Source organism: Pseudomonas sp. TE9122 (assembly GCF_056278925.1).
This window is the reverse complement of the sequence record NZ_JBWBQI010000001.1, coordinates 3,038,699-3,062,626: the sequence shown is the minus strand read 5'-3', so window position 1 is coordinate 3,062,626 and position 23,928 is coordinate 3,038,699. Positions and strand designations below refer to the sequence as shown.

General features: G+C 60.7%; 24 protein-coding genes. 10 read left to right on the top strand and 14 right to left on the bottom strand.

The window, feature by feature from the left end:
• Positions 1 to 25 precede the first annotated feature (25 nt).
• Positions 26 to 220: a hypothetical protein gene (locus ACZ9BE_RS13750; protein WP_024013337.1), complete on the bottom strand. Its 195-nt coding sequence runs from the start codon at positions 218 to 220 to the stop codon at positions 26 to 28.
• A 107-nt stretch (positions 221 to 327) separates the two neighbouring features.
• Here ACZ9BE_RS13750 and thpR point away from each other — a divergent pair, with 107 nt between their 5' ends.
• Positions 328 to 867, top strand: a complete 540-nt coding sequence (gene thpR / locus ACZ9BE_RS13745; RefSeq protein ID WP_095182001.1) for an RNA 2',3'-cyclic phosphodiesterase — start codon at positions 328 to 330, stop codon at positions 865 to 867.
• Positions 868 to 1,124: 257 nt separating this feature from the next.
• Here thpR and ACZ9BE_RS13740 read toward each other — a convergent pair whose 3' ends face one another.
• The 5 genes from ACZ9BE_RS13740 to ACZ9BE_RS13720 form a co-directional block, all read right to left on the bottom strand.
• Positions 1,125 to 2,222: a polyamine ABC transporter substrate-binding protein gene (locus ACZ9BE_RS13740; protein ID WP_024013335.1), complete on the bottom strand. Its 1,098-nt coding sequence runs from the start codon at positions 2,220 to 2,222 to the stop codon at positions 1,125 to 1,127.
• 195 nt (positions 2,223 to 2,417) lie between these two features.
• Complete coding sequence (locus ACZ9BE_RS13735; protein WP_056789082.1) at positions 2,418 to 3,290, bottom strand: ABC transporter permease subunit; 873 nt, start codon at positions 3,288 to 3,290, stop codon at positions 2,418 to 2,420.
• A complete protein-coding gene (locus tag ACZ9BE_RS13730; protein WP_024013334.1) occupies positions 3,287 to 4,201 on the bottom strand; it encodes an ABC transporter permease subunit in 915 nt (304 codons plus the stop codon). Before ACZ9BE_RS13730 ends, ACZ9BE_RS13735 begins: the two co-directional genes overlap by 4 nt.
• A complete protein-coding gene (gene potA, locus ACZ9BE_RS13725; RefSeq protein WP_024013333.1) occupies positions 4,198 to 5,340 on the bottom strand; it encodes a polyamine ABC transporter ATP-binding protein in 1,143 nt (380 codons plus the stop codon). Before potA ends, ACZ9BE_RS13730 begins: the two co-directional genes overlap by 4 nt.
• Positions 5,341 to 5,709: 369 nt before the next feature.
• Complete coding sequence (locus ACZ9BE_RS13720) at positions 5,710 to 6,471, bottom strand: gamma-glutamyl-gamma-aminobutyrate hydrolase family protein (protein WP_476249567.1); 762 nt, start codon at positions 6,469 to 6,471, stop codon at positions 5,710 to 5,712.
• 282 nt (positions 6,472 to 6,753) lie between these two features.
• Between ACZ9BE_RS13720 and ACZ9BE_RS13715 the strand changes: the two genes are divergently transcribed.
• The 5 genes from ACZ9BE_RS13715 to ACZ9BE_RS13695 all read left to right on the top strand — a co-directional run bounded on the left by ACZ9BE_RS13715 (position 6,754) and on the right by ACZ9BE_RS13695 (position 12,531).
• Positions 6,754 to 8,130: a glutamine synthetase family protein gene (locus ACZ9BE_RS13715; protein WP_476249566.1), complete on the top strand. Its 1,377-nt coding sequence runs from the start codon at positions 6,754 to 6,756 to the stop codon at positions 8,128 to 8,130.
• Positions 8,131 to 8,384: 254 nt separating this feature from the next.
• The gene (locus ACZ9BE_RS13710; RefSeq protein WP_041480929.1) at positions 8,385 to 9,875 is read left to right on the top strand and encodes an aldehyde dehydrogenase; all 1,491 of its coding nucleotides are present in this window, start codon (positions 8,385 to 8,387) and stop codon (positions 9,873 to 9,875) included.
• 49 nt (positions 9,876 to 9,924) lie between these two features.
• Complete coding sequence (locus ACZ9BE_RS13705) at positions 9,925 to 11,208, top strand: NAD(P)/FAD-dependent oxidoreductase (protein WP_353188110.1); 1,284 nt, start codon at positions 9,925 to 9,927, stop codon at positions 11,206 to 11,208.
• A gap of 347 nt (positions 11,209 to 11,555) precedes the next feature.
• Positions 11,556 to 12,104 carry a cupin domain-containing protein gene (locus ACZ9BE_RS13700; protein ID WP_011333561.1) on the top strand — a complete coding sequence of 183 codons (549 nt, stop codon included), beginning with the start codon at positions 11,556 to 11,558 and terminating at the stop codon, positions 12,102 to 12,104.
• A gap of 142 nt (positions 12,105 to 12,246) precedes the next feature.
• Complete coding sequence (locus tag ACZ9BE_RS13695) at positions 12,247 to 12,531, top strand: hypothetical protein (RefSeq protein ID WP_217849279.1); 285 nt, start codon at positions 12,247 to 12,249, stop codon at positions 12,529 to 12,531.
• Between the two features lie 70 nt (positions 12,532 to 12,601).
• Here the strand turns inward: ACZ9BE_RS13695 and ACZ9BE_RS13690 are convergent, their stop codons facing one another.
• A complete protein-coding gene (locus ACZ9BE_RS13690) occupies positions 12,602 to 13,033 on the bottom strand; it encodes a hypothetical protein (RefSeq protein ID WP_258706871.1) in 432 nt (143 codons plus the stop codon).
• Between the two features lie 159 nt (positions 13,034 to 13,192).
• On the opposite strand from ACZ9BE_RS13690, the gene ACZ9BE_RS13685 reads away from it, so the two are divergent.
• On the top strand, positions 13,193 to 13,615 hold the full coding sequence (locus ACZ9BE_RS13685; RefSeq protein WP_476249565.1) for an HD domain-containing protein: 423 nt from the start codon (positions 13,193 to 13,195) through the stop codon (positions 13,613 to 13,615).
• A gap of 166 nt (positions 13,616 to 13,781) precedes the next feature.
• Positions 13,782 to 14,801 carry an AbrB family transcriptional regulator gene (locus tag ACZ9BE_RS13680; RefSeq protein ID WP_476249564.1) on the top strand — a complete coding sequence of 340 codons (1,020 nt, stop codon included), beginning with the start codon at positions 13,782 to 13,784 and terminating at the stop codon, positions 14,799 to 14,801.
• 108 nt (positions 14,802 to 14,909) lie between these two features.
• Here the strand turns inward: ACZ9BE_RS13680 and ACZ9BE_RS13675 are convergent, their stop codons facing one another.
• Entirely contained in the window at positions 14,910 to 15,074 is a 165-nt protein-coding gene (locus ACZ9BE_RS13675; protein ID WP_163012744.1) for a hypothetical protein, read from the bottom strand.
• Positions 15,075 to 15,157: 83 nt separating this feature from the next.
• Here ACZ9BE_RS13675 and ACZ9BE_RS13670 point away from each other — a divergent pair, with 83 nt between their 5' ends.
• Positions 15,158 to 15,940, top strand: coding sequence for a DeoR/GlpR family DNA-binding transcription regulator (locus ACZ9BE_RS13670; RefSeq protein WP_476249563.1), 783 nt, complete (start codon positions 15,158 to 15,160; stop codon positions 15,938 to 15,940).
• A gap of 112 nt (positions 15,941 to 16,052) precedes the next feature.
• On the opposite strand, the gene ACZ9BE_RS13665 is transcribed toward ACZ9BE_RS13670, so the two are convergent.
• The 5 genes from ACZ9BE_RS13665 to ACZ9BE_RS13645 form a co-directional block, all read right to left on the bottom strand.
• Positions 16,053 to 17,336: an NAD(P)/FAD-dependent oxidoreductase gene (locus ACZ9BE_RS13665; RefSeq protein ID WP_476249562.1), complete on the bottom strand. Its 1,284-nt coding sequence runs from the start codon at positions 17,334 to 17,336 to the stop codon at positions 16,053 to 16,055.
• A gap of 146 nt (positions 17,337 to 17,482) precedes the next feature.
• Positions 17,483 to 18,847, bottom strand: a complete 1,365-nt coding sequence (locus ACZ9BE_RS13660; protein ID WP_476249561.1) for a glutamine synthetase family protein — start codon at positions 18,845 to 18,847, stop codon at positions 17,483 to 17,485.
• Between the two features lie 563 nt (positions 18,848 to 19,410).
• A complete protein-coding gene (locus ACZ9BE_RS13655; RefSeq protein ID WP_252867818.1) occupies positions 19,411 to 20,310 on the bottom strand; it encodes a bestrophin family protein in 900 nt (299 codons plus the stop codon).
• Between the two features lie 25 nt (positions 20,311 to 20,335).
• Complete coding sequence (gene moaA / locus ACZ9BE_RS13650; RefSeq protein ID WP_041480911.1) at positions 20,336 to 21,334, bottom strand: GTP 3',8-cyclase MoaA; 999 nt, start codon at positions 21,332 to 21,334, stop codon at positions 20,336 to 20,338.
• A 119-nt stretch (positions 21,335 to 21,453) separates the two neighbouring features.
• Complete coding sequence (locus tag ACZ9BE_RS13645) at positions 21,454 to 22,305, bottom strand: CAP domain-containing protein (protein ID WP_095181988.1); 852 nt, start codon at positions 22,303 to 22,305, stop codon at positions 21,454 to 21,456.
• A gap of 197 nt (positions 22,306 to 22,502) precedes the next feature.
• Between ACZ9BE_RS13645 and ACZ9BE_RS13640 the strand changes: the two genes are divergently transcribed.
• Positions 22,503 to 23,123, top strand: coding sequence for a cell wall hydrolase (locus ACZ9BE_RS13640; RefSeq protein WP_150741083.1), 621 nt, complete (start codon positions 22,503 to 22,505; stop codon positions 23,121 to 23,123).
• Here the strand turns inward: ACZ9BE_RS13640 and ACZ9BE_RS13635 are convergent.
• Positions 23,120 to 23,833, bottom strand: a complete 714-nt coding sequence (locus ACZ9BE_RS13635) for a murein L,D-transpeptidase catalytic domain family protein (protein WP_016775166.1) — start codon at positions 23,831 to 23,833, stop codon at positions 23,120 to 23,122. The genes ACZ9BE_RS13640 and ACZ9BE_RS13635 overlap by 4 nt on opposite strands.
• Positions 23,834 to 23,928: the final 95 nt, after the last annotated feature.

The window sequence follows — 23,928 nt, the reverse complement described above, 5'->3', positions numbered from 1 at the left end:
AGGATTAGTGCTCACGGGGCTCTATTCATTCGGGCGAGGGGGTGACCCGGCAACTTTTGCGGTTGCGAATCTGCTCGTCGCTGGGCCTCTCGCGGACGAATTCGAAACGCGGTTCGCCTTCGCTGTAATGCACCAGCCAGCCCCATTCCAGTTCACTTTCGTCCTGTCCGGGATGCGGTGGCCGGGCCCACCAGGGTTCTTTGCTGAGGATCTCGCGCATGGCAGCCTCCGGTTGATGGCAATCCCTGAACTATAGCTTCCTGTCGCGAGTCGTCAGCACAGGCTGTGTAGAATCGGCGCGATCATGACGAACAAGGGGGCAGGGCAATGATTGATGGGGTGCGCAAGGATGAACCTGCAAAGCGGCTGTTCTTTGCCCTGGATTGCCCGCCGGCGCAGCGCAAGGCAATCGCACAGTGGCGCGCAGAACTGGGCCTGCGCAGCGGCAAACCGGTGCCGGCGGATAACTTTCATCTGACTCTGCTGTTTCTTGGAGCGGTGCCGCTGGCGCAGATTCATGGCGTCTGTGAAGCAGCGGGCAGTGTGCGTATTCCCGGCGAAACGTTGCGTATTGAGCTGGATCGCTTGCAGGTCTGGCATCGCGCCGGTGTGCTGTCGCTGGCGCCCGAGCAGGCACCGCCGGCGCTGTTGCGCCTGGTCTACGCGCTGGAGCAGGCGATGCTGCCGTTCGGTTTTGAACAACCCACCCACGAGTTCCGTCCGCACTTGACGCTGGCCCGCGAGTACCGCGCGCCGGAGCCGGAAGCGCGCACGCCGCCGGAGTTTTTCCTGCGCCCTGAACGCTTCGGCTTATTCGAATCGCACAAGGGCCGCTATCGAGTTGTGCAGGACTGGTCGCTGATCTGAACGGACAAAAAAAGGCGCCCGAAGGCGCCTGCAAATTCACCCGAGCCGAGGGAGCCGGGTGAGGCCGTTCAGAGCAGGATGCAGCGGTGGTAAGGCGCTGCGTGAACGGAAATCTGGCAATGTCCGAATTCGATCGAAACCTGTGGGAGCTGGCTTGCCAGCGATGGGGCCAGCGCATCTAGCGTCATCGTTGTCTGACCCACCGCCATCGCTGGCAAGCCAGCTCCCACAGGGTTTATCAGTGTTGACTGGTGTGCTTATTTACCGAGCTTCACCCGCGTCCAGCCGCGCGTCATGATCCGCTGTGTGGCAATCGGCTGATCCGGCACTGCATACAAAGTCGCCATCACCGCTTGCGACGGATACGAGCCCGGTTCGTTGCGGATCGCTTCGTCCACCAGTGGCGTGGCCGCTGCGTTGGCGTTGCTGTAGCCGATGCTGTTGGTGACTTCGGCGATGATGTCCGGGCGCATCAGGAAATCCATGAACAGGTAGGCGTTGTCGACGTTCGCCGCATCCCGGGGGATGGCGACCATGTCGTAGAAACTGCCGGCGCCTTCCTTGGGTATGCTGTAGTCGATCACCACGTTGTTGCCCGATTCCACCGCGCGGGCCTTGGCCTGCAGGACGTCGCCGGAGTAACCGACCGCCACGCAGATGTTGCCGTTAGCCAGATCGGAGATGTACTTCGAGGAATGGAAGTACGCCACGTAAGGGCGGATTTTCATGAACAGCGCTTCGGCTTCGGCGATGTGCGCCTTGTCCTTGTCGTTCACCGGATAGCCCAGGTAGTGCAGGGCGGCCGGGAGCATTTCGGTCGGCGAATCGAGGAAACTGATGCCACAGGCTTTGAGTTTTTCCGCGTTCTCCGGTTTGAACAGCAAGTCCCAGGAGTTGGTCGGGGCGTTGGCGCCGAGCACTTCCTTGACCTTCGCCGGGTTGAAACCGATGCCGATCGAGCCCCACATGTACGGGAACGCATGCGCGTTGTCCGGATCACTGGCGGAAGCGTTTTTCAGCAATACCGGGTTGAGATTCTTCCAGTTCGGCAGCTTCGACTTGTCCAGCGGCTGGTAGACGCCGGCCTTGATCTGCTTGGCCAGGAAACTGTTCGACGGCACGACGATGTCATAGCCGGATTTGCCCGCGAGCAGGCGCGCTTCCAGAGTTTCGTTGCTGTCGAAGACGTCGTAGGTCACGCGAATGCCGGTCTCGTCTTCGAATTTCTTCACGGTGTCCGGCGCGATGTAATCGGACCAGTTGTAAACACGCAGCACCTTGTCGTTGGCCTGGGCGCCCATGACCATTGCGCCCATTAAGGACAGTGTCAGCAGAGTCCTGCCAAACATTTTCATCGGTACAACTCCCTTCTTCTTATTCAACAAAACAAAAGCTCGGTGCACTTGAACCTTGTGGCGAGGGGATTTATCCCCGCTCGGCTGCGAAGCAGTCGCAAAACCTGAATACGGAGTCTTCAGGTAGAACTGCAGGGGCCGCTTCGCAGCCCAACGGGGATAAATCCCCTCGCCACAGTTGTTCATCGGTGTTGCTCAGGCAGTCGCCGTTGCCGGTTGCTGCCACGACTCGTTCGCGGTCTGATCCATCGCTTCCTGAATCGCCCGTTTGCGGTTGGCCTCTGCCTTGCGGCCGAAATACCAGACGAGGAAAGTCACCAGCGACACCGCCAGCAGAATCAGGCTGGCGACGGCGTTGATCTCAGGCTTCACACCCAGGCGTACCGCCGAGAACACTTCCATCGGCAGCGTCGTCGAGCCCGGCCCGGAAACGAAACTCGCCAGCACCAGATCGTCCAGCGACAAGGCAAACGACATCATTCCGCCGGCGGCCAGCGACGGCGCGATCATGGGAATGGTGATCAGGAAAAACACCTTGAATGGTTTGGCGCCGAGATCCATCGCCGCTTCTTCGATCGACAGATCCAGCTCGCGAAGGCGCGCGGAGACTACCACCGCGACATAGGCTGCACAAAACGTGGTGTGGGCGATCCAGATGGTGACGATGCCGCGCTCCTGCGGCCAGCCGATCAGTTGCGCCATCGCCACGAACAGCAGCAACAGCGACAGACCGGTGATCACTTCCGGCATCACCAACGGCGCGGTCACCAGACCACCAAACAGCGTGCGGCCCTTGAAGCGCGTCACCCGCGTCAGCACGAACGCCGCCAGCGTCCCCAGTGCCACAGCGGCAATCGCGGTGTAGCAGGCGATCTCCAGCGAGCGCAGCACCGAGCCCATCAGTTGCGTGTTGTCGAGCAGGCCGACATACCACTTCACTGACCAGCCACCCCACACCGTCACCAGTTTCGAGGCGTTGAACGAGTAGATCACCAGAATCAGCATCGGCAGATAAATGAACATCAAGCCGAAGATCAGCATGAATTTGGAAAAGTTGAAGCGTTTCATCCCCGTGCCTCCATCTCTTTGGCCTGGCTGCGGTTGAACAGCAGAATCGGCACAATCAGGATCAACAGCATCACCACCGCCAGCGCGGAAGCCACCGGCCAGTCGCGGTTATTGAAGAACTCCTGCCACAGCACGCGACCGATCATCAGCGTCTCCGGGCCACCCAGCAGTTCCGGAATCACGAACTCGCCGACCACCGGAATGAACACCAGCATGCAGCCGGCAATGATGCCGTTCTTGGCCAGCGGCACGGTGATCTTCCAGAAGTTGTTGAAGTTGCTCGAACCCAGATCCTGCGCGGCTTCCAGCAGGCTGTTGTCGTGCTTGACCAGGTTGGCGTAGAGCGGCAGAACCATGAACGGCAGATAGGCGTAAACCACACCGATATAGACGGCAGTGTTGGTGTTGAGGATCTCGATCGGGTGGTCGGTGAGCCCGGTCCACATCAGAAACCCGTTGAGCAGACCGTTGTTGCTGAGGATGCCCATCCACGCATACACGCGGATCAGGATCGCCGTCCAGGTCGGCATCATGATCAACAGCAGCAGGACATTTTGCGTTTCCTTGCCGGTCTTGGTGATCGCGTAAGCCATCGGGAAACCGATCACCAGGCACATCAGCGTGCTCAGTGCCGCGACTTTCAGCGAGCCGAGGTACGCCGACAGGTACAGCTCGTCTTCGCCGAGCAGGGTGTAGTTGCCGATGTTCAGCAGCAGCTGGAATTTCTGTTCGGCGAAGGTGTAGATCTCCGAGTACGGCGGGATCGACAGCGCGGCTTCCGAGAAGCTGATCTTCATCACCAGAAAGAACGGCAGCATGAAGAACAGGAACAGCCAGATGAACGGAATGCCGATCACCAGTTTTCGTCCGCTGGGCACCAGGCGCAAGAATTGCTGATTGAAAGTTCTCATGAGCGCAGCACCACGCCGCTGTCGTCTTCCCACCAGACGTAGACCTTGTCGTCCCAGGTCGGCCGCGCGCCACGCCGCTCGGCATTGGCCATGAACGACTGAACGATCTTGCCGCCGGGCAGCTCGACGTAGAACACCGAATGGCCGCCGAGGTAGGCGATGTCGTGGACCTTGCCTTCGGACCAGTTGTAGCGGAACTCCGGTTGGGTGGTGCTGACGAGCATTTTCTCCGGGCGGATGGCGTAGGTGATCGATTTGTCCTGCACCGACGTGCTGACGCCGTGACCGACATAGATCTTCTGCTGCAAGTCGGGGCTGTGAATGATCGCGTGGCCTTCCAGATCTTCCACCACGGTGCCGTCAAAGGCGTTCACGTTACCGATGAATTCGCAGACCATGCGGCTGACCGGCGCTTCGTAAATGTCCACCGGGCTGCCGATCTGCGCGATCCAGCCCAGGTGCATGATCGCTATGCGCTGGGCCATGGTCATGGCTTCTTCCTGGTCGTGGGTGACCATGACGCAGGTCACGCCGACGCGCTCGATGATCTCCACCAGCTCCAGTTGCATCTGCGAACGCAGCTTTTTATCCAGCGCGCCCATCGGCTCGTCGAGCAGCAACAGTTTCGGCCGTTTGGCCAACGAGCGGGCGAGGGCCACGCGCTGACGCTGGCCGCCGGACAACTGGTGCGGGCGGCGCTTGGCGTATTGGGTCATGTGCACAAGGCGCAGCATTTCTTCGACGCGGGCATCGATTTCGCTGGCAGGCAAACGGTCCTGTTTGAGGCCGAAGGCGATGTTCTGTGCCACGGTCATGTGCGGGAACAGCGCGTAGGACTGGAACATCATGTTGATCGGCCGCTCGTAAGGCGGCATGTCGGTGATGTCCACGCCATCGAGCAGAATCCGCCCCTCGGTCGGCCGCTCGAAACCGGCGAGCATGCGCAGCAGCGTCGATTTGCCCGAACCGGAACCGCCCAGCAGCGCGAAGATTTCGCCCTGATGGATCTCCAGGGACACATCGTCCACGGCCACGGTTTCGTCGAACTTCTTGGTGACACGATCGACTTTCACCAGCACCTTTTTCGGTTGCTGCTGACCTTCGAGTGCCTTGCGGTAAGTGCTGGAGGCGTTTGCCATGTGAAACTCCCAACAGGTGTCGTGTGCCTGGCCAATGTGGCCGGGCTTAAGTGGATTGCGGAGCGGTCCGGAATGCCTGTCAGCTGGCGCAGAACCTGTGGGAGCGAGCCTGCTCGCGAATACGGAGTGTCAGTCGACATCATCGTTTGCTGATACACCGCTTTCGCGAGCAGGCTCGCTCCCACAGGGGATATGCGTTGACCTGAGTGGCCTTTGTCCGTACCGATCCGGCTTGTTCGGCGCCGCCGTCCTGGCTGCCTGGGTCGTACTTGTTGTTATCACGGGTGTTGCGGTTCACGACTGGCAGATGTGCAAACGCACACCCGCCAGCCGTGGGGGCAGTAAATCGTTATGGATTCTTGGGTTGAGTCAGCGCTGACTGCGCTTCGCCGCCCGTTGCCGGCACGCTGCGCCGAACGCCTGGAAAATCCTCAGGTAGTTCGGGTTGTCCAGCACTTGCCATTCCGGGTGCCATTGCACGCCGAGGGCGAAGGTCGGGCTGTGCTCGACCGAGATCGCCTCGATCAAACCGTCCGGCGCCACGGCTTCAGCACGCAGGCCGGGAGCGAGGCGGTCGATGCCTTGGCTGTGAATCGAATTGACCTGAAATTTGTCGGGCAGCCCCAACGCTTCGAACACGCCGCCAGCGATCACGCTGACCGCATGGGCTGGTGCGTATTGCACGGCCACATCCGGGCTGTCGGCTTCACGGTGGTCGAGCATGCCGGGCAGCTCGTGCACCTTTTGATGCAGGCTGCCGCCGAAGGCCACGTTCATTTCCTGGAAGCCACGGCAGATGCCGAGCACCGGAACGCCCGCCGCGATGGCTGCACGCAATAAAGGAAGGGTGGTGGCGTCGCGGGCCGGATCGTGATCCGTGCCGGGGGCGCTGGCCGGGCCTTGATAGTGGAAGGGCTCCACGTTCGAGGGTGAGCCGGTAAGCAAAAAACCGTCGAGTTGACCGAGCAGGTCATCGATTTCAGTCAAGTTGCCGAGGGAAGGAATGACCACTGGCAACCCTTCAGCGCCAACGCTGACAGCACGTACGTACTTGTCGCCGCTGATGTGATAGGGGTGCAGGCCAATCTGTTTGACGCACGCAGTAACGCCGATCAATGGCTTGAATGCCATTTTTATTCACCTCGAAGTCTGTCACTTGAACGAGCTTTTCCGGAGCTTAGCCTCGTTGATTTTAATTAACAACTGTCATGTAAAAAATTCTAAACGCCGTTCATCAAATCGCTTAGGTTTACCGGGGTTTGCCGGTAGATATGGCTCGAGAGTGTTAAGAAAAGCCCGAAAAATAAAGGCTGCAGGGCAGGGTGTTCGCTATTGACTTCACTTTGCCTTTCGGATTGACTGGCTGCGCAACACGGTGGTGAACATAATAATTAACAGCTAAATAGGTGCATCATGTCGGTCCCTCTGCGTACCGTTCAACTCAACGAAGCCAACGCATTCCTTAAGAAATATCCTGAGGTTTTGTACGTCGACCTTCTGATTGCGGATATGAACGGTGTGGTGCGCGGCAAGCGCATCGAACGCACCAGTCTTCATAAGGTGTACGAAAAAGGCATCAACCTGCCGGCGTCGCTCTTTGCGCTGGACATCAACGGCTCGACGGTGGAAAGCACCGGCCTGGGCCTGGATATCGGCGATGCCGATCGCATCTGCTACCCGATCCCCGGCACCCTGAGCATCGAGCCGTGGCAAAAACGCCCGACCGCACAACTGCTGATGACCATGCACGAGATCGAAGGCCAGCCGTTCTTCGCCGACCCGCGTGAAGTGCTGGCCAACGTCGTGCGCAAATTCGATGACCTCGGCCTGACTATTTGCGCGGCGTTCGAACTCGAGTTCTACCTGATCGACCAGGACAACGTGAATGGTCGTCCGCAATCGCCGCGTTCACCGGTATCCGGTAAGCGTCCGGTGTCGACCCAGGTTTACCTGATCGACGATCTCGACGAATACGTCGATTGCCTGCAAGACATCCTTGAAGGCGCGAAAGAGCAGGGCATCCCGGCGGATGCCATCGTCAAGGAAAGCGCCCCGGCGCAGTTCGAAGTCAACCTGCATCACGTCTCCGACCCGATCAAGGCGTGCGATTACGCGGTCCTGCTCAAGCGTCTGGTGAAGAACATCGCCTACGACCACGAGATGGACACGACTTTCATGGCCAAGCCTTATCCGGGCCAGGCCGGCAATGGTTTGCACGTGCACATTTCGATTCTGGACAAAGAAGGCAACAACATCTTCGCCAGCGAGAATCCCGAGCAGAACGCCGCACTGCGTCACGCGATCGGCGGTGTGCTCGAGACCCTGCCGGCGCAAATGGCGTTCCTCTGCCCGAACGTCAACTCGTACCGCCGCTTCGGCGCGCAATTCTATGTGCCGAACTCGCCGAGCTGGGGCATCGACAACCGCACCGTGGCCGTGCGCGTGCCGACCGGTTCAGCGGACGCCGTGCGCATCGAGCACCGCGTCGCCGGTGCCGATGCCAACCCGTACCTGCTGATGGCGTCGGTGCTGGCCGGTATCCACCACGGGCTTACCAACCAGATCGAGCCCGGCGCGCCGGTCGAAGGCAACAGCTACGAGCAGAACGAGCAGAGTCTGCCGAACAACCTGCGCGACGCCTTGCGCGAGCTCGACGACAGCGAAGTCATGGCGCGCTACATCGACCCGATGTACATCGACGTGTTCGTTGCGTGCAAGGAAAGCGAGCTGGCCGAGTTCGAGAACTCGATTTCTGACCTTGAGTACAACTGGTATCTGCATACGGTCTGAAGATCAAAAGCCCCTCACCCTAACCCTCTCCCGGAGGGAGAGGGGACTGACCGCGTCGTCTGGAGATATCCGGCGACCTGAACGATCCAGTCGATGATGGATTCGGCAAAGATTTTTCAGGTCGGCGCAGTTACCAGGCATCCCCCGATCGGTCCCCTCTCCCTCTGGGAGAGGGCTAGGGTGAGGGCAGCGATTCCCGGCCAGACAAAGCAACCAGACCAACCCCCAAATTCCCCCTTGTCGAGCTCAAAACAATGACCACAACCCGCAACGACTGGGAACAACGCTTCCAGTCTCTGTCCATCGAATCCCGCGCCTTCATTAACGGTGAATATCGCCCGGCAATCAGTGGCGACACCTTCGAATGCCTGAGCCCGGTCGATGGCCGCTTTCTTGCCGCCGTCGCCAGCACCGATGAAGCCGACGCCAACCTCGCCGTAGAAGCCGCGCGCCAGTCGTTCAACTCCGGCATCTGGGCGAAAAAAGCCCCGGCCGAGCGCAAGCGCGTCCTGATCCGCTTCGCCGATCTGATCCTGCAACACCAGGAAGAACTGGCACTGCTGGAAACCCTCGACATGGGCAAACCGATCAGCGATTCGATGAGCATCGACATCCCGGCGACCGCCAACGCGATCCGCTGGAGCGCCGAGGCCATCGACAAGATCTACGACGAAGTCGCCGCCACGCCGCACGACCAACTTGGCCTCGTCACCCGTGAGCCCTCGGGTGTGGTCGCCGCCATCGTGCCATGGAATTTTCCGCTGATCATGGCCAGCTGGAAGTTCGCCCCGGCGCTGGCGGCGGGTAATTCGTTCATCCTCAAGCCTTCGGAAAAATCACCGCTGACCGCTATCCGCATCGCGCAACTGGCGCTGGAGGCGGGTATTCCGAAGGGCGTGTTCAACGTGCTGCCGGGCTACGGCCACACCGTCGGCAAGGCGCTGGCGTTGCACATGGACGTCGACGTGCTGGCCTTCACCGGCTCCACGGCGATCGCCAAGCAGCTGATGATCTATGCCGGCCAGAGCAACATGAAACGCGTCTGGCTCGAGGCCGGCGGCAAGAGCCCGAACGTGGTGTTCGCCGACGCACCGGACCTGCGCGCGGCAGCCCAGGCAGCAGCCAGTGCCATCGCCTTCAACCAGGGCGAAGTCTGCACTGCCGGCTCGCGTCTGCTGGTCGAGCGCTCGATTCGCGAGCAATTCATTCCGTTGCTGGTCGAGGCGCTGCAAGCCTGGAAACCGGGGCATGCACTGGATCCGGCGACCACCGTCGGCGCCGTGGTCGACCAGCGTCAGCTCGATAACGTGCTGCGCTACATCAGCATCGGCCGCGAGCAGGGCGCCGAGTTGATTGCCGGCGGCCAGCGCACCCTCGAAGAAACCGGCGGCCTCTACGTGCAGCCAGCGATTTTCGACGGCGTGACCAATGCGATGACCATCGCTCAGGAAGAAATCTTCGGCCCGGTGCTGTCGCTGATCACCTTCGACACTGCCGAAGAAGCGCTGCAGATCGCCAACGACAGCATCTTCGGCCTCGCCGCCGGGGTGTGGACCAGCAACCTGAGCAAGGCGCACACCTTCGCCCGCGGCCTGCGCGCCGGTAGCGTCTGGGTCAACCAGTACGACGGCGGCGACATGACTGCGCCGTTCGGTGGCTTCAAGCAATCGGGCAACGGCCGCGACAAATCGCTGCATGCGTTCGACAAGTACACCGAGCTGAAAGCGACCTGGATCAAGCTCTAATTCTTTTACAGCGGCGGTCGCCCCTGGTTGGCGACCCTCGGAGAAATGTATGAAACAGCAACACGTCAACAGCTACTACGCCGCCACCCGCAACGAAGTCATCGACTTCCCGATTCTCGAAGAAGCGCTGGACTGCGACGTCTGCATCATCGGCGCCGGCTACACAGGCCTGTCCTCGGCACTGTTCCTCAGCGAAGCCGGCTACAAAGTCACGGTGCTGGAAGCGGCGAAAGTCGGCTACGGCGCCAGCGGTCGCAATGGCGGGCAACTGGTCAATTCCTATAGCCGCGACGTCGATGTCATCGAAGAGCGTTACGGCGACAAGACTGCCGAAATCCTCGGCAGCATGATCTTTGAAGGCGCCGACATCATCCGTTCGCGCATCAAGGATTACGACATCAAGTGCGACTATCGCCCGGGCGGCATCTTCGCGGCGATGAACAAGAAACAACTCAATGGCCTGGCAGAGCAGAAGCGCAATTGGGAGCGCTACGGCAACCGCAATCTGAAGATGCTCGATGCAGCGGATATTCGTCGCGAAGTCGGCTCCGACGCTTACGTTGGCGGCTTGCTGGACATGCAGGGTGGCCACGTTCATCCATTGAATCTGGCGCTAGGGGAGGCCTCCGCCATCGTGCGTTTGGGCGGCAAAATCTACGAGCAATCGGCGGCGGTGGAAATCACCTACGGCGAGCCGATCACCGTGCGCACTGCCAAAGGTCTGGTCCGCGCCAAATATTTGCTGATCGCCGGCAACGCTTATCTGCCGCAAGGCCTCGACAATCGCGTCACCGCGAAAAGCATGCCGTGTGGTTCGCAGATCGTCGTCACCGAACCGCTGACCGAGCAGCAGGCGCGCAGCCTGATCACCAACAACTATTGCGTCGAAGACTGCAACTACCTGCTGGATTACTACCGCCTCACCGCTGACAACCGCCTGCTTTACGGTGGTGGTGTGGTGTATGGCGCGCGGGAGCCGGACGATATCGAGCAACTGATCCGGCCGAAGATCCTCAAGACCTTCCCGCAGCTCAAGGACGTGAAGATCGACTACCGCTGGACCGGCAACTTCCTGCTGACCATGTCGCGCATGCCGCAATTCGGCCGCATCGAAAAGAACGCCTACTACATGCAGGGCTACAGCGGCCACGGCGTCACCTGCTCGCACCTGGCCGGCAAACTGATCTCGGAAATGATCCGCGGCGACGCCGAACGCTTCAACGCCTTCGCCTCGCTGCCGCACATGCCAATGCTCGGCGGCCGCACCTTCTCCGCACCGCTTACCGCTCTGGGCGCGGTCTACTATTCCCTGCGCGACCGGTTCGGCGTCTGATTGACCTCCCGGCGGCGGCCCGAAAGACCTCGCCGGTTTTTCACTTATGCAAAACCACTGATGTCCACTGTGGGAGCGAGCCTGCTCGCGAAGAGGCCATATCAGGCGACATCGATTCGCCAGACACTACGCTTTCGCGAGCAGGCTCGCTCCCACAGTGACTGTATTGCCAAGGCCAACAGGACTTTTGCCGCACCATCCATCGAACCTGCTGAGCAACACCGGCAAACGTGATTTAATAGCCGCCTTTCACGGTTCCGGGACACGGGAGCAACGTGATCCGCGCGACCTGCGCGTCACCCGCCACCCACCCCCATTACCCTTAAGTACCTCAACATAAGGCTGTCATGGATACGGGTTCTCGACTCAAACTAGTACGCGAAAGCTACAAACTCTCCCAGCGCGAACTCGCCCGGCGTAGCGGCGTGACCAACGCGACCATCTCGCTGATCGAACAGAACCGCGTCAGCCCCTCCGTCAGCTCGCTGAAAAAGCTGCTCGAAGGCATACCGATGTCCCTGGCCGACTTCTTCACCTTCGACCAGCCCCCGCGCGAACACCAATACGTATTCCGCGCCAACGAACAACCCGACCTCGGCCGCCACGGCCTGCGCCTGCTGCTCATCGGCGCCTCCGTCCCTAGCCGGCAGATGCGCCTGCTCCGCGAACAATACGCCCCCGGCGCCAGCTCCGGCGAAGAACCGATCGTTCATGCCGAAGGCGAAGAGTGCGGACTGGTCACGCGCGGCACGGTAGAACTGACCGTGGACGGGCAGGTGAGTGTGCTGAGTGCCGGGGATGGGTATTACTTTCCGACGACGTTGCCGCATAAGTTTCGCAATATCGGCGCGGATGAGGCTGAGATTATCAGTGCGAATACGCCGGCGAATTTCTGATCGGATAACGCATATTGTTTGTTGACCCGGCATCTTTTAGGGGGTGTCGGGTTGTTTGTTCCTGCCATTCGTCACCCCTTCCGCATTTTCCCCGCGCACGCGCTTCCAATGCATAACTCACCCCCGCAGAGGAACCGCCGACATGCATAAATCCAGTCTCGCAGCATTCACCTTGGCCACGCTGTTATCCGCCACTTCGCTCTATGCAACAGCCGCCAGCGATACCCCGGCACCCACCGCTAACGACGGCAATAGCCAAACCAATCCGAGTGCGCCGGAAGACATTCATTCCAATGGCGCCACCGTGCCCAAAGGCACGCAGGGCAACACCACCAACAATGACGGCTCTACACCTTCGGGTTCCAAGCCCAGTGGTTCGAAGCAATCGAACGACAGCGGCACGAGCAGCGGTGCAGGTGAAGGTTGAAGCTGTTTGCAGATGCAGCAAGCCCGGCATCAAGCCGGGCTCTCTGTCAGGCAATCCTCGATAACCGAGACTATTTAGCCTTCCAGTTCCCGCCACTGTTTTCGCAATCAATCTTCGCCTGCGCCAAGTGCTCACCGTTGTAGTAATACGTGGTGACTTTGGCGTTGTCGGGCATGTTCAGCGGTTTGGCGCTTTTGTCTTTGCTGGTCGAGTGCGGGTTGGCGAGGGATTCCTGGGTGAGGCGAGCGGTGCAGGTGGCTTGGTAGTGGTCGTCGCAGCGTTGGACTTTCTTCTTGATGGCGTTGAGGGTGTCCTTGGTTTCGTTGCTGCATGACCAGTTGATGGAGTCCACCGGCATGCCTTCGTATTCGTAACAGCTATGGGTTTCCACGGCGGGCACTGCGGCGCTGGAGGAGCGGGTCTGCACGTCGCAGCCTTCGGCCATGACGCAGGTGGGGATGATGGCGAACGTGGCGATCAGGAGCAGCAGTCGGGTTTTCATCGGCAATTCCTCTCCAATGGCGCCGCGTCTGATCGGTGATTTGGCGCTTGTCTGGTTTCGAGGCGGCGAGGGCGGGCAAGGTTCAATCGGCTTTGCGCTGCGCGATCTTCGCGTACACTGCGCAACAATCAGAAACATAAAGCGCAGGATTCGATTCCCATGGCCCAAACCCTCGAACGCGCTATCGCCATTGCCGCCACGGCCCACAGCGGGCAGGTGGACAAGGGCGGGGCGCCGTACATTCTGCATCCACTGAAAGTCATGTTGCGCATGCACACGCTGGAGGAGCGCATCGTCGCTGTGCTGCACGATGTGGTCGAGGATTGCGGGGTAAGTCTGGATGACTTACGCGGGGAAGGTTTCAGCGAAGAGGTGCTGGCGGCGATTGCGGCGGTGACCAAAGTGCCCGGCGAGTCCTACGAGGATTTTGTCGACCGCGCCGCGCAAAACCCGATCGGCCGGGTGGTGAAGCTGGCGGATCTGGAAGAGAACAGCGATATCTCGCGGATCGCCTCGCCGAATTGGGAGGATCTGGAGCGGATCGAGAAATATCGGCGGGCGATTGCACGCCTTCGCACGTAGGAATGCAAATCCCCCTGTAGGAGCTGCCGAAGGCTGCGATCCGATCGTTCCCACGCTCTGCGTGGGAATGCAGCCGGGGACGCTCTGCGTCCCAAAAGATCGCAGCCTTCGGCAGCTCCTACCAGGGACTGGTGGTGTGTCAGATAAATAGCCAGGAAGGCGAACCATGAAATCCATTGTGTGCTTGTTGCTTGCGGCTGGTTTTGGCGCGTTGTTGCAGTTTGAAGGCGTGCCTCACGGCTTGCTGCTCGGCTCGATTGTGGTGACCGCGTTGTTTGCCAGCAAAACCGGCATCGCCCCGGCAACTCCTTATGGCTTGGGCTACATCCAGGTCACGCTGGGCATCGCCACCGGGCTGATGTTCGAAGCATGGGACAGCGAAACGGCCGCAACAATGTTGCCCAGCCTTGGCGTATTGCTGATCTGCCTGAGCGTACAAATTGCACTCGCCGGATGGTGGCTGACACGCGGTGCCGGATGGAATCGCACCGATGCACTGCTGGCGGTGTATCCCGGCGCATTGGCCGCAGTGTTCGATTTGCTCGAGTCGGAAAAGGCTTCGAGCAAAGTCATCATCGTGCATCTGATGCGGCTGCTGTTGATCACCGTACTGGTGAGTTTGCTCATTCCCGGGCAAGCAGCGGTGGCTGAAGTGGCCAGCGATCCGTTGACCACAGGCATGGCGCTGACCGCGTGCTCAGTCATCGCTTTGAGCGTATTGCTCGGCCGCCTGTTGTTGCTGGTCGGCGTCCCGGCACCATTCATGCTTACCGCGATTCTCATAACCGCTGTATTTGTGAAGTCGGGATGGCTGCACGGTTTTCACATGCCGGAGTGGAGCCTGAACCTGGCCGCACTGATTCTCGGCGTGCGCATCGGCTCACGTTTTCAGGGACTCGGCATCGCAGAGCTGGCGCGGCATGGGCGCACGGCGTTGGTCTCGGTGGGTTTGATGATCGTCGTTGCAGCGGTGTTTGCCGAGGTGGCTGCGCGCTGGCTGGGCGGTGATCCGCTGTCCCTTTGGCTGGCGTACATGCCGGGCGCGATCGAGACGATTGCGATTGTCGCGTTTGGCGGCGGGCTGAATGTGGTGTTTATCCTGACGCATCACTTGAGCCGGATGGTGTTGCTGCATTTTGCTCCGGCTTTGTTGGTGCAGGTCAGGCGGGTGCGCCAGGAAACTTGAAGCAAGCCAGTGCTGCCTGGCGATTGCTCAGCCCAGCCCTTTCCCCCAGGACGGCTGCTGCGCATAAACGGCTTCGTGAGCAGTTGCTGACCTCGGTTTGCCGCGCTATCAGGCGTGGCCCAAGGCAATCGCGAACGACACGACGATCATGCAGGCGAAGGCAAAATTGAGATTCATGGGCTGTTCATCCTGAGCTTTTGAGAGTGGGGCCATTGTGAACAGGCGCAGCGCAAAGAAAAAATTCGCCGTGTTGATTCCAATGATCGAAAGCATTGATAGCCGTTGCGTTTGTATTTGCCTGAGACTTTCGCTAGTGTCGCTGAAACCTGCAACTACAAGCACAAACAGGCATAACCATGCACGACCACTCCATCGCCGAATTGCCGTCCCTGCGCCGGCAGAAAATCCTTTTGCTTCTCGAACGTGACGGCAAGGTCATGGCCTCCGAACTGAGCCAGCATTTCGCAGTGTCCGAAGACACCATCCGCCGCGACCTTGCCGAGCTGGACAGCGCCGGACTGGTGCAGCGGGTGCATGGCGGGGCGTTGCCGCGACCGAAAGACTCGGGCAAAGATTACTTCACCCGTCTGGATGAGACCGACGAGGTCAAGGTGCGCCTGGCGCAATTGGCGGCGCAGCACATCGAGGACGGGCAGATTGTGCTGTTCGATTCCGGCTCGACCACCTTGCAGGTGGCGCGCGCGCTACCCGCCAACATCCGCATCACCGCCGTGACCGCTTCCCCACTGACGGCGATTGCCTTGTCCGAATATAAAGGTGTGAAAGTGATTCTGGCGGGTGGTGAATTGAATCCGCATTCGATGTCGGCCAGTGGTCAGGAAGCGCTGCGACTGTTGGCCGGAATCAAGGCGGATCTGGCGATTACCGGGGTGTGTGCGATTCATCCCGAGGTCGGGATTACCTCGCTGCATTTCGATGAAGTGCCGATCAAACAGGCGATGCTCGACAGTGCAGCGCGGGTGATTGCAGTGACTACGGCAGACAAGCTGGGTGCGGTGGAGCCGTTTGTGGTGGCGCCGTGTACGCGCCTGCATATGTTGATTACCGAGCGGCATCCGGGGGCGAATGTCGAGGATTATCGGCGGCTGGGGATTGTGGTGGAGCAGTTGCCGGATTGAATTTTGTGTGGGGTTTGAGGGCCTCTTCGCGAGCAGGCTCGCTCCCACAGGGTGTTGTGTCGTGCACAAATCCAATGTGGGAGCGAGCCTGCTCGCGATAGGGCCAGTGAATTCAGCGCAACCGCTCGAGCATCTGGTAATACCACATCCCCGCCGCCAGCAACGGATTGCCTAGCAGGTCGCCCATTGGCACGCGGATGTGCTGGCACGCGGCGAAGGTATCGAACTGTTCCATTTGCCCGGTGATTGCCCGGCTCATGATCTCGCCCATGATGTGTGTGGTGGCGATGCCGTGTCCCGAGTAGCCCTGGCAATACCAGACGTTGTCCGAGAGCTTGCCCAGTTGCGGGATGCGGTTGATGACGATGCCCATCGCGCAGCTCCACTGGTAATCGATCGGGACACCTTTGAGCGCCGGGAATGTGCGCTCGATGCACGGGCGCAGTTCCGCAGTGATGTCGCGCGAATCCTTGCCGCTGTAGTTGGCGCCGCCGCCGAACAGCAAACGGCCGTCGGCGGTCAGCCGGTAGTAATCGAGGACGAAGCGGCAGTCGTACACGGCGAGGTCTTCGGGGTTGATCTGTTGCGCCAGATCACCGAGCGGCGCGGTGGTGACGATGCCGCCCATGGCCGGGAAAATCTTGCCCTTGAGCTGGCCCGGTTCGAGCTTGTGATAGACGTCACCGGCGAGCATCACCTGACTGGCGTCGATCTGGCCGTGAGCGGTGCGCACGCCAGGTGTGTCGCCGTGGATGATCTCCAGCACTTCACTGTTTTCGAAGATCAGCGCGCCCAGGCTTTCGGCTGCGCGTGCTTCGCCAAGGCACAGGTTGAGCGGGTGCAGATGCATGTTGCGGGTGTTCTTGATCGCGCCGTGGTAAAGCTCGCTTTGCAGCAGGTCGCGAACCTGGCTGCGGTCGAGCAGGCTCACTTCATCGCCTAATCCGCGACGCACGGCTTCGTCGTAATCCTTGCGCAGATCGACCATGTGGCTCGGCTTGTACGCCGCGTGCAAATGGCCGTGTTTGAGGTCGCACTGGATCGCATATTTCTCGACGCGCTGGCGGATGATTTCATGCCCGCGCCAGCGCAGATGCCAGATGAAATCGTCCACGTCATCGCCCAGTTTTGCACGCATCTGCTTGCGCATCGCGCCGTCGCCGGAAAGGCTGCCGGTAACTTGCCCGCCATTGCGCCCGGTGGCGCCCCAGCCGATCTTGTGGCTTTCGACGATGGCGACTTTCAGGCCTTTTTCCGCCAGTTCGACGGCAGTGGCGACGCCAGTGAAACCGCCGCCGATGATCACCACATCGACCTTGTGCCGGCCTTGCAGGGTGGGGTAATCGGTGTCGTGGTTGAGGGTGGCGGTGTAGTAGGAATTGCAGCGAATGGTCATGTCAGGGTCCACAAAAATTCTTGTTCGAAGTGCATTCCCTGTGGGAGCGAGCCTGCTCGCGAAAGCGGTGTGTCAGTCACCCAAAATGTTGAATGTGACGACGCCTTCGCGAGCAGGCTCGCTCCCACAGGTTCGGTGTTGGATCTTTAAGCCTCGGTCAGGTACCACCGCCAATCCTGCTCACCCACTTCAGCCATGAACTGCCGATACTCGGCACGCTTTACCGCCAGATACACCCCAAGGAACTCCTGTCCCAACGCCTCTCGTGCCCACGTGGAATTTTCCAGCGCCTGCAACGACGTCAGCCAATCGGTCGGCAGCAGTTCTTTCGCCTGGGCATAACCATTGCCCTCGACCGGTGCCCCCGGATCCAGCTCTTCACGAATGCCACGATGAATGCCGGCGAGGATCGCTGCCGCTGCCAGATACGGGTTGGCGTCGGCGCCGCAGATGCGGTGTTCGATGTGTCGCGCAGGGGCCGGGCCACCGGGTACGCGCAGGCTGACCGTGCGGTTGTCGACGCCCCAGGTCGGCGCCAGTGGCGCATAGCTGTTGGCCTGGAAACGCCGGTAAGAGTTGGCGTTGGGGCAGAACAGCAGCAGCGAATCGAGCAGGGAGGCGAGCATGCCGCCAATCGCCGTGCGCAACAGTGGCGTGCCGGCCGGGTCTTCAGAGGCGAACAGATTACGCCCCTCGGCATCGGCGAGGCTGACGTGCATGTGCATGCCGGTGCCGGCCAGATCATCGAACGGCTTGGCCATGAACGTCGCCTGCATGCCGTGCTTGTGCGCTACGCCTTTGACCAGACGTTTGTAGCGCACCGCCTGATCCATCGCCTCCAGTGCGTCGCCGTGTTCGAGGGTGATTTCGACCTGACCCGGCGCGTATTCGGAGATCGCCGTGCGCGCCGGAATGCCGTGCAGTTTGCACGCGCTGTAGAGGTCGGCGAGGAACGGCTCGATCTGTTCCAGCTCGCGCAAACCGTAGACTTGCGTGTGTCGCGGTCGCCCGCCGTCGGCGTCCAGCGCCGGTTGCGGGCGGCCGTTGTGGTCGCGTTTGGCATCGAGCAGATAGAACTCCAGCTCGCACGCCATGATCGGGTGATAGCCCTCGGCCTTGAGCCCGTCGATGACTTTGATCAGCAGGTGCCGAGGGTCAGCGATGCTCGCCGGCAGGCCCTCGCTCGGGTGCATGCTGACCTGCACGGCGGCGGTCGGAATCTGTCGCCACGGCAAGCGCACCAGACTGCCTTGCAGCGGATAGGCGCGGCAGTCGATGTCGCCGACGTCCCACACCAGCCCGGAATTTTCCACGTCCTCGCCTTGTACGGTCAGGCCAAGGATGGTGCTCGGTAGCGGTCGGCCGCTTTCGTACACGGCGAGCAGCTCTTCGCGATGCAACAGCTTGCCGCGCGGCACGCCGTTGGCGTCGAGGATGAACAATTCGATCATGTCGATATCGGGGTTCTGTTCGAGGAACAGGCGTGCGTCTTCGATGGCTGCGAATTTCATGGCAAATCACTCACGATGGCGCCGCACAGGCGCGCAGATTCGGCCGGACACGACGCGACAAAAAGGCGCAAGTGTCCCGGCAGGGATATCAGGAAAATCGGGAAATTGACTGTCGCGGTTTCAGCTCACGCGATCAGACGGGAACGGCGATATCCGGCGGGCGTGCGGAGTGACGCAGCTTGGAGCGGCGCAGGGCCATGGGCAGATTGACGATGCGGTTCATACGCGGCCCCTGTTGCAGTGGGCGCGTACAGCAGAGACGTGCAACCTTTGCGGTTGTTGTGGTGACGTACTCATAACGCGTGTTTCCGTTGGCGGAAAGCGTCGGCAGCAGGGCGAACCTGGCGACCGGTGTGCCCGGATAGTAAGGGGGAATTTGCGCGCGTGTAAACGGAAGATTCGTCGGTGGCGCTTTCCGGCGTTTGGGCTGATTGACCGAGTTGCCTTTTTCGCGAGCAGGCTCGCTTCCACAGGAGAGTGCATTTCAACTGTGGGAGCGAGCCTGCTCGCGAATGGCAGCACCTCGATCCAGAGTCAACACGCCGAGCCCGCCGCTGCGCCATTCAGCGCAGCACGTAATCGTCCGGCTCCGGCGCGGGCGGCAACGGCGATACGCCGAGTTCGTAAAGCACATCGCGCTCCAGAGTGCGCACCAGTGCATCGGTCGGCAGATCGTTTTCATCGCGCCCGAACGGATCTTCGAGTTCATCGGCAATCGCGTCAAAGCCGAAAAAGGTGTAGCTGACAATTGCCGTGAACAGCGGCGTCAACCAACCCAGCGATTGCGCCATGGCGAACGGCAGCAGCAGGCAGAACAGATAGATGGTGCGGTGCAGCAGCAGGGTGTAAGGGAAGGGCAGTGGCGTGTTCTTGATCCGGTCGCACACCGCCTGGGCCTGGCTCAGGCAGGTCAGGTGATTGGCCAGCAACTGATAACGCCATGGCGACAGCACACCGGCCGTTTCCAGCGCTGAGCACTGGCGCCCGAGCTGATGAAGGATCTGTCCGCAGTGATCCGGCGCAGCCCCATCGATCGGTGGGCTGACCCAGTCGGCACTGGCCTGCTCCTCGCTGTCTCCTCGCAGCCGTGCATTCAACGCATGGGCGAAACCGCACAGGTTGCGCAACAGTTGCCCACGCAGGCGGGTGTCATCGATGCCTTGGGTTTCGCGCATCACCGCGCGCACCCGCAGCAGCACCTCGCCCCAGGCCTTGCGCCCCTCGTACCAACGGTCGTAACAGGCGTTGTTGCGAAAGCTCAGGAAGATCGACAGCGACAGGCCGAGCAGGGTGAACGGCGTCGAATTGATCTGGGCGAAGTAGCTCGGCACCAGAAGTTCGATCAGCACAATCGCCGCCGCCAGCAGTGTCAGCATCAAGGTGCGCACGGCGATGCGTTTGGCGATCGAGCCTCTAAGGGTGAACAGCACGGCGAACTGATTGGGTCTCGGTCTGACGATCATCTCGCGGTCCCGGTTGCGCGGCGAATCAGCCGCCGGTCATGTTCATGAAACGCACCACTTGTACGTCGTCGTTGACTTCGAAATTGTGTCGATACGGCTTGAGTTTCATCGCCTCGATGATCGCGTTTTCCAGGCGTTCCGGGTGGCCCGGATGGGCACGCAATACCGCTTTGAGGTCCATCGAATGCTCGTTGCCCAGACACAGCAGCAAGCGACCTTCGACGGTCAGGCGCACGCGGTTGCAGGTGCCGCAGAAGTTGTGGCTGTGCGGCGAAATGAAGCCCAGGCGAATGTTCGGCGCCTCGGCCACGCGCCAGTAACGCGACGGCCCTTGCGTCGATTCGGTCGAGTCGATCAGGGTGAAGCGTTCGGCAATGCGTTCGCGCACTTGCGCGCTGGAGTAGAAGGATTCGGCGCGGCTATGTTCGGCGATCGCGCCCAGCGGCATCTCTTCGATGAAAGAAATATCCAGATCACGCTCGATGGCGAAACTGACCAGATCGTTGATCTCGTGATCGTTGCGGCCCTGCATCACTACGCAATTGAGTTTGGTACGGGTGAAACCGGCGGCACGTGCGGCATCGATGCCGTCGATGACCTGCGCCAGATCGCCGGTACGGGTCAGCTCTTTGAAGCGCTGCGGATCGAGGCTGTCGAGGCTGATGTTGAGGCGCTTGACCCCGGCGTCGAACAGCGGCCTGGCCAGTCGGCCCAGCTGCGATCCATTGGTGGTCAGGCACAGCTCGCGCAGGCCGGGCAGGGCGGCGATCTGTTCGCAGAGTTGCACGACACCGGGGCGGATCAGCGGCTCGCCACCCGTGAGGCGGATCTTGCGCGTGCCGAGGGCGACGAAGCTTTGCGCCACCTGGAACAGCTCTTCGAGGGTGAGGATCTGCTGGCGCGGCAGGAACTGCATGTCCTCGGCCATGCAATAGACGCAGCGAAAATCGCAGCGGTCGGTGACCGACAAGCGCAGATAATCCACGCGGCGGTTGTGACCATCGATCAATTCACGCTGTGTCATGGGCTCGCCTCGTGGATGTGGAGCGCCGTCAGCGGGCGCAGATCGCGCAGGGTAGGCTGCGCTCGCCACGCCGTCCAATCACTCTGGCTGACCGAGTGATTGACGGCGTCGATGATGCCTTACGGTGCGCCAAACATTGCCGTCCAGTAAATGCCGGCGTTGCTTTTCGGATCGGTCGCGTAAGCGGCGCCCAGTTCCTGATATTGCGGATTCATCAGATTGGCGCAATGGCCTGGGCTGGCGAGCCAGCCGTCAACGACCTTGCCGACGGTGTCTTGCCCGGCGGCGATGTTTTCACCGACCAGTTGTCCGCTGTAACCGGACAGTTCGGCGCGGTCGCCCGGCGTGCGGCCGTCGCGGTCCTTGTGGTCGAGGTAATTGTTGTTGGCCATGTCGCGGCTGTGGTCCTGAGCGACCGTGCCCAGCGTGGCGTTCCACGCCAGCGGTGCTGCCGCCGCGAAGGACTGGCCGCCGCACTGGCGCGCCTGGCTGCGCGCGGTGTTGAGTTGCGCCAGCAGCTTTTGCCCTTCGCTTTGTGCATCGCCGAGTTTCGCCGTCAGCAACGGCCGCGCGAGGACGATGCGCCAATCGCGGTCAACGCGGTTGACACCGATATCGACAAACTGCGGATCGAGCACCACCTGACAGAAGCTTTCCTGAATCGCCTTCATTGCTGACGCCGCATCGCGGGGGCCGTTGAGGGTGATCGCCTGCACGTTGACCATCGGGTAGTGGGCGCTGGTCATGGCCTGCTGCAGATCGACCGCGCCGCTGGCCGGCAGGCGCAGCCGTGGATCGGCCGACAGCGGTGGCAACTCGTTTGACGCCTGCGTGCCGCAACGCTGGGGCTGGCTGCGATAGCTGTTGATCGACTCGATCAATTGCAGTTCATCGGCGGCCAGCGCCGAGGTGGCGAACACCACGCCCAGCGACAATGCGGCATAACGCAAAACGGACGGCATGAAGCGCATGGAAATCTCCCTTGAGCTGAATGCGCCCATGATGCGCGAAAGGCCCCCGGTGAGTGAATGTGTTTTTCTTTGCGGCGGATTTTTTCTGCGCTGGTGTGGCCGCTCATTTGCTCGCTACACTCTGCGAAGACCCCGCAAACCGGGCGTCTCACCGACGTAACATCTTGCCCCGGGCGGGCGCTGACGGAAGAATCGACATGGGATCGAAATGCTTGGCGGGCGGTTTGTTGTGGATCTTTTTGACCGGCGCAGCATGGGCCGGGGCGCAGGCGCCGATCGAGGCCAAGGCCGAACAGAAAGCCGAGGTGCTTGAAGAGAAAGCGGCGGATAAAGTCAGCGCTGCTCCGGCGCCGAAATCCGAGGCCATCACCCCCACCGAAGCGCAGGCGGTAGACCCGGCCGGCGCCGCGCCGCTGGACGATCCGCTGACCTGTCTGGCGCGCAGTATCTATTGGGAAGCCAAGGGCAAGGACACCCCGGAAATGGAAGCCGTCGCCAGTGTGGTGATGAATCGCCTCGGCCACGACGGCTTTCCCGACACGGTATGCGCGGTGGTCAAGCAAGGTTCGGAAAGCGGCAATTGCCAGTTTTCCTGGTGGTGCGATGGCAGGCCCGATCAGGTCAAGGAAGACGCCGAATACGCGCTGGCCAAGGAAATCGCCGGCAAGGCGTTGAACCGTCAGCTCAAGGACCGCACGCGCGGTGCCCTGTATTTTCACGATCGCGGCGTGCACCCGAGTTGGGCCAAGGCCTATCGCAACACGGCGCAGACCGGCAGGTTCCTGTTCTACAAACCCGCCGGAGGCGACGCGCGTTAACTGGCGTGGGTGTTGAGAATGCTCGCCACCTGCTGCGGCTGGCAGTTCAGGTACGGTGACTTCTGCAGCCAGCGTTGATCCGGATACCAGGAAAACATGAACTGGCCGTTCTTCAGGCGATCGATCACCTGTTTGGCGATCTGCGGCCGCACGGCGGGGCAACCCTGACTGCGGCCGATGCGCCCCTGACGCTTGCTCCACAGCGGGTTCACGTAACTGGCGGCATGAATCACGATCGCGCGATCACGGGCCAGATCATTGAAACCGGGCTCCAGACCATCCATGCGCAGCGAATAGCCGTGAGTACCTTCGTAGCTTTCCTGAGTGCGGAACAGACCGAGGCTGGACTGATAACTGCCTTCGCGATTGGAAAACTGCGTGGCGAAGTTTTCCCCGGAGTTGGAACCGTGGGCAACCAGATCACGCAGCACCAGTTTCTTTTTGCTCAGATCGAAGATCCACAGGCGGCGTTCGGTGGACGGTTGCGAATAATCGATGATCGCCAGATGCCGCGAGGGTTTCGCGCCGTTGTTGACCGCGCATTGCATGGCGTTCAATGCACCTTTGAGCGCTTGGGGATTGAGTTCCGGCGCGGCGTGGGCGAGGCTGTTGTAGAGAACCGGCGATGGCTTGCCGGCGGCAAATACTGGGCTAGTCACGGCGACAAGGGTCGCGGTGCTCAACAGAAGTCGGCGCAAAAACGTCAACATTTTATAAAGTGTCCTCAACTTGCTACATAAACGGCACTTTGGCTCCTGACTCCCAGTCAATACCCGCAGGCTCGCGGTTCGAGCCTGACTGTTCA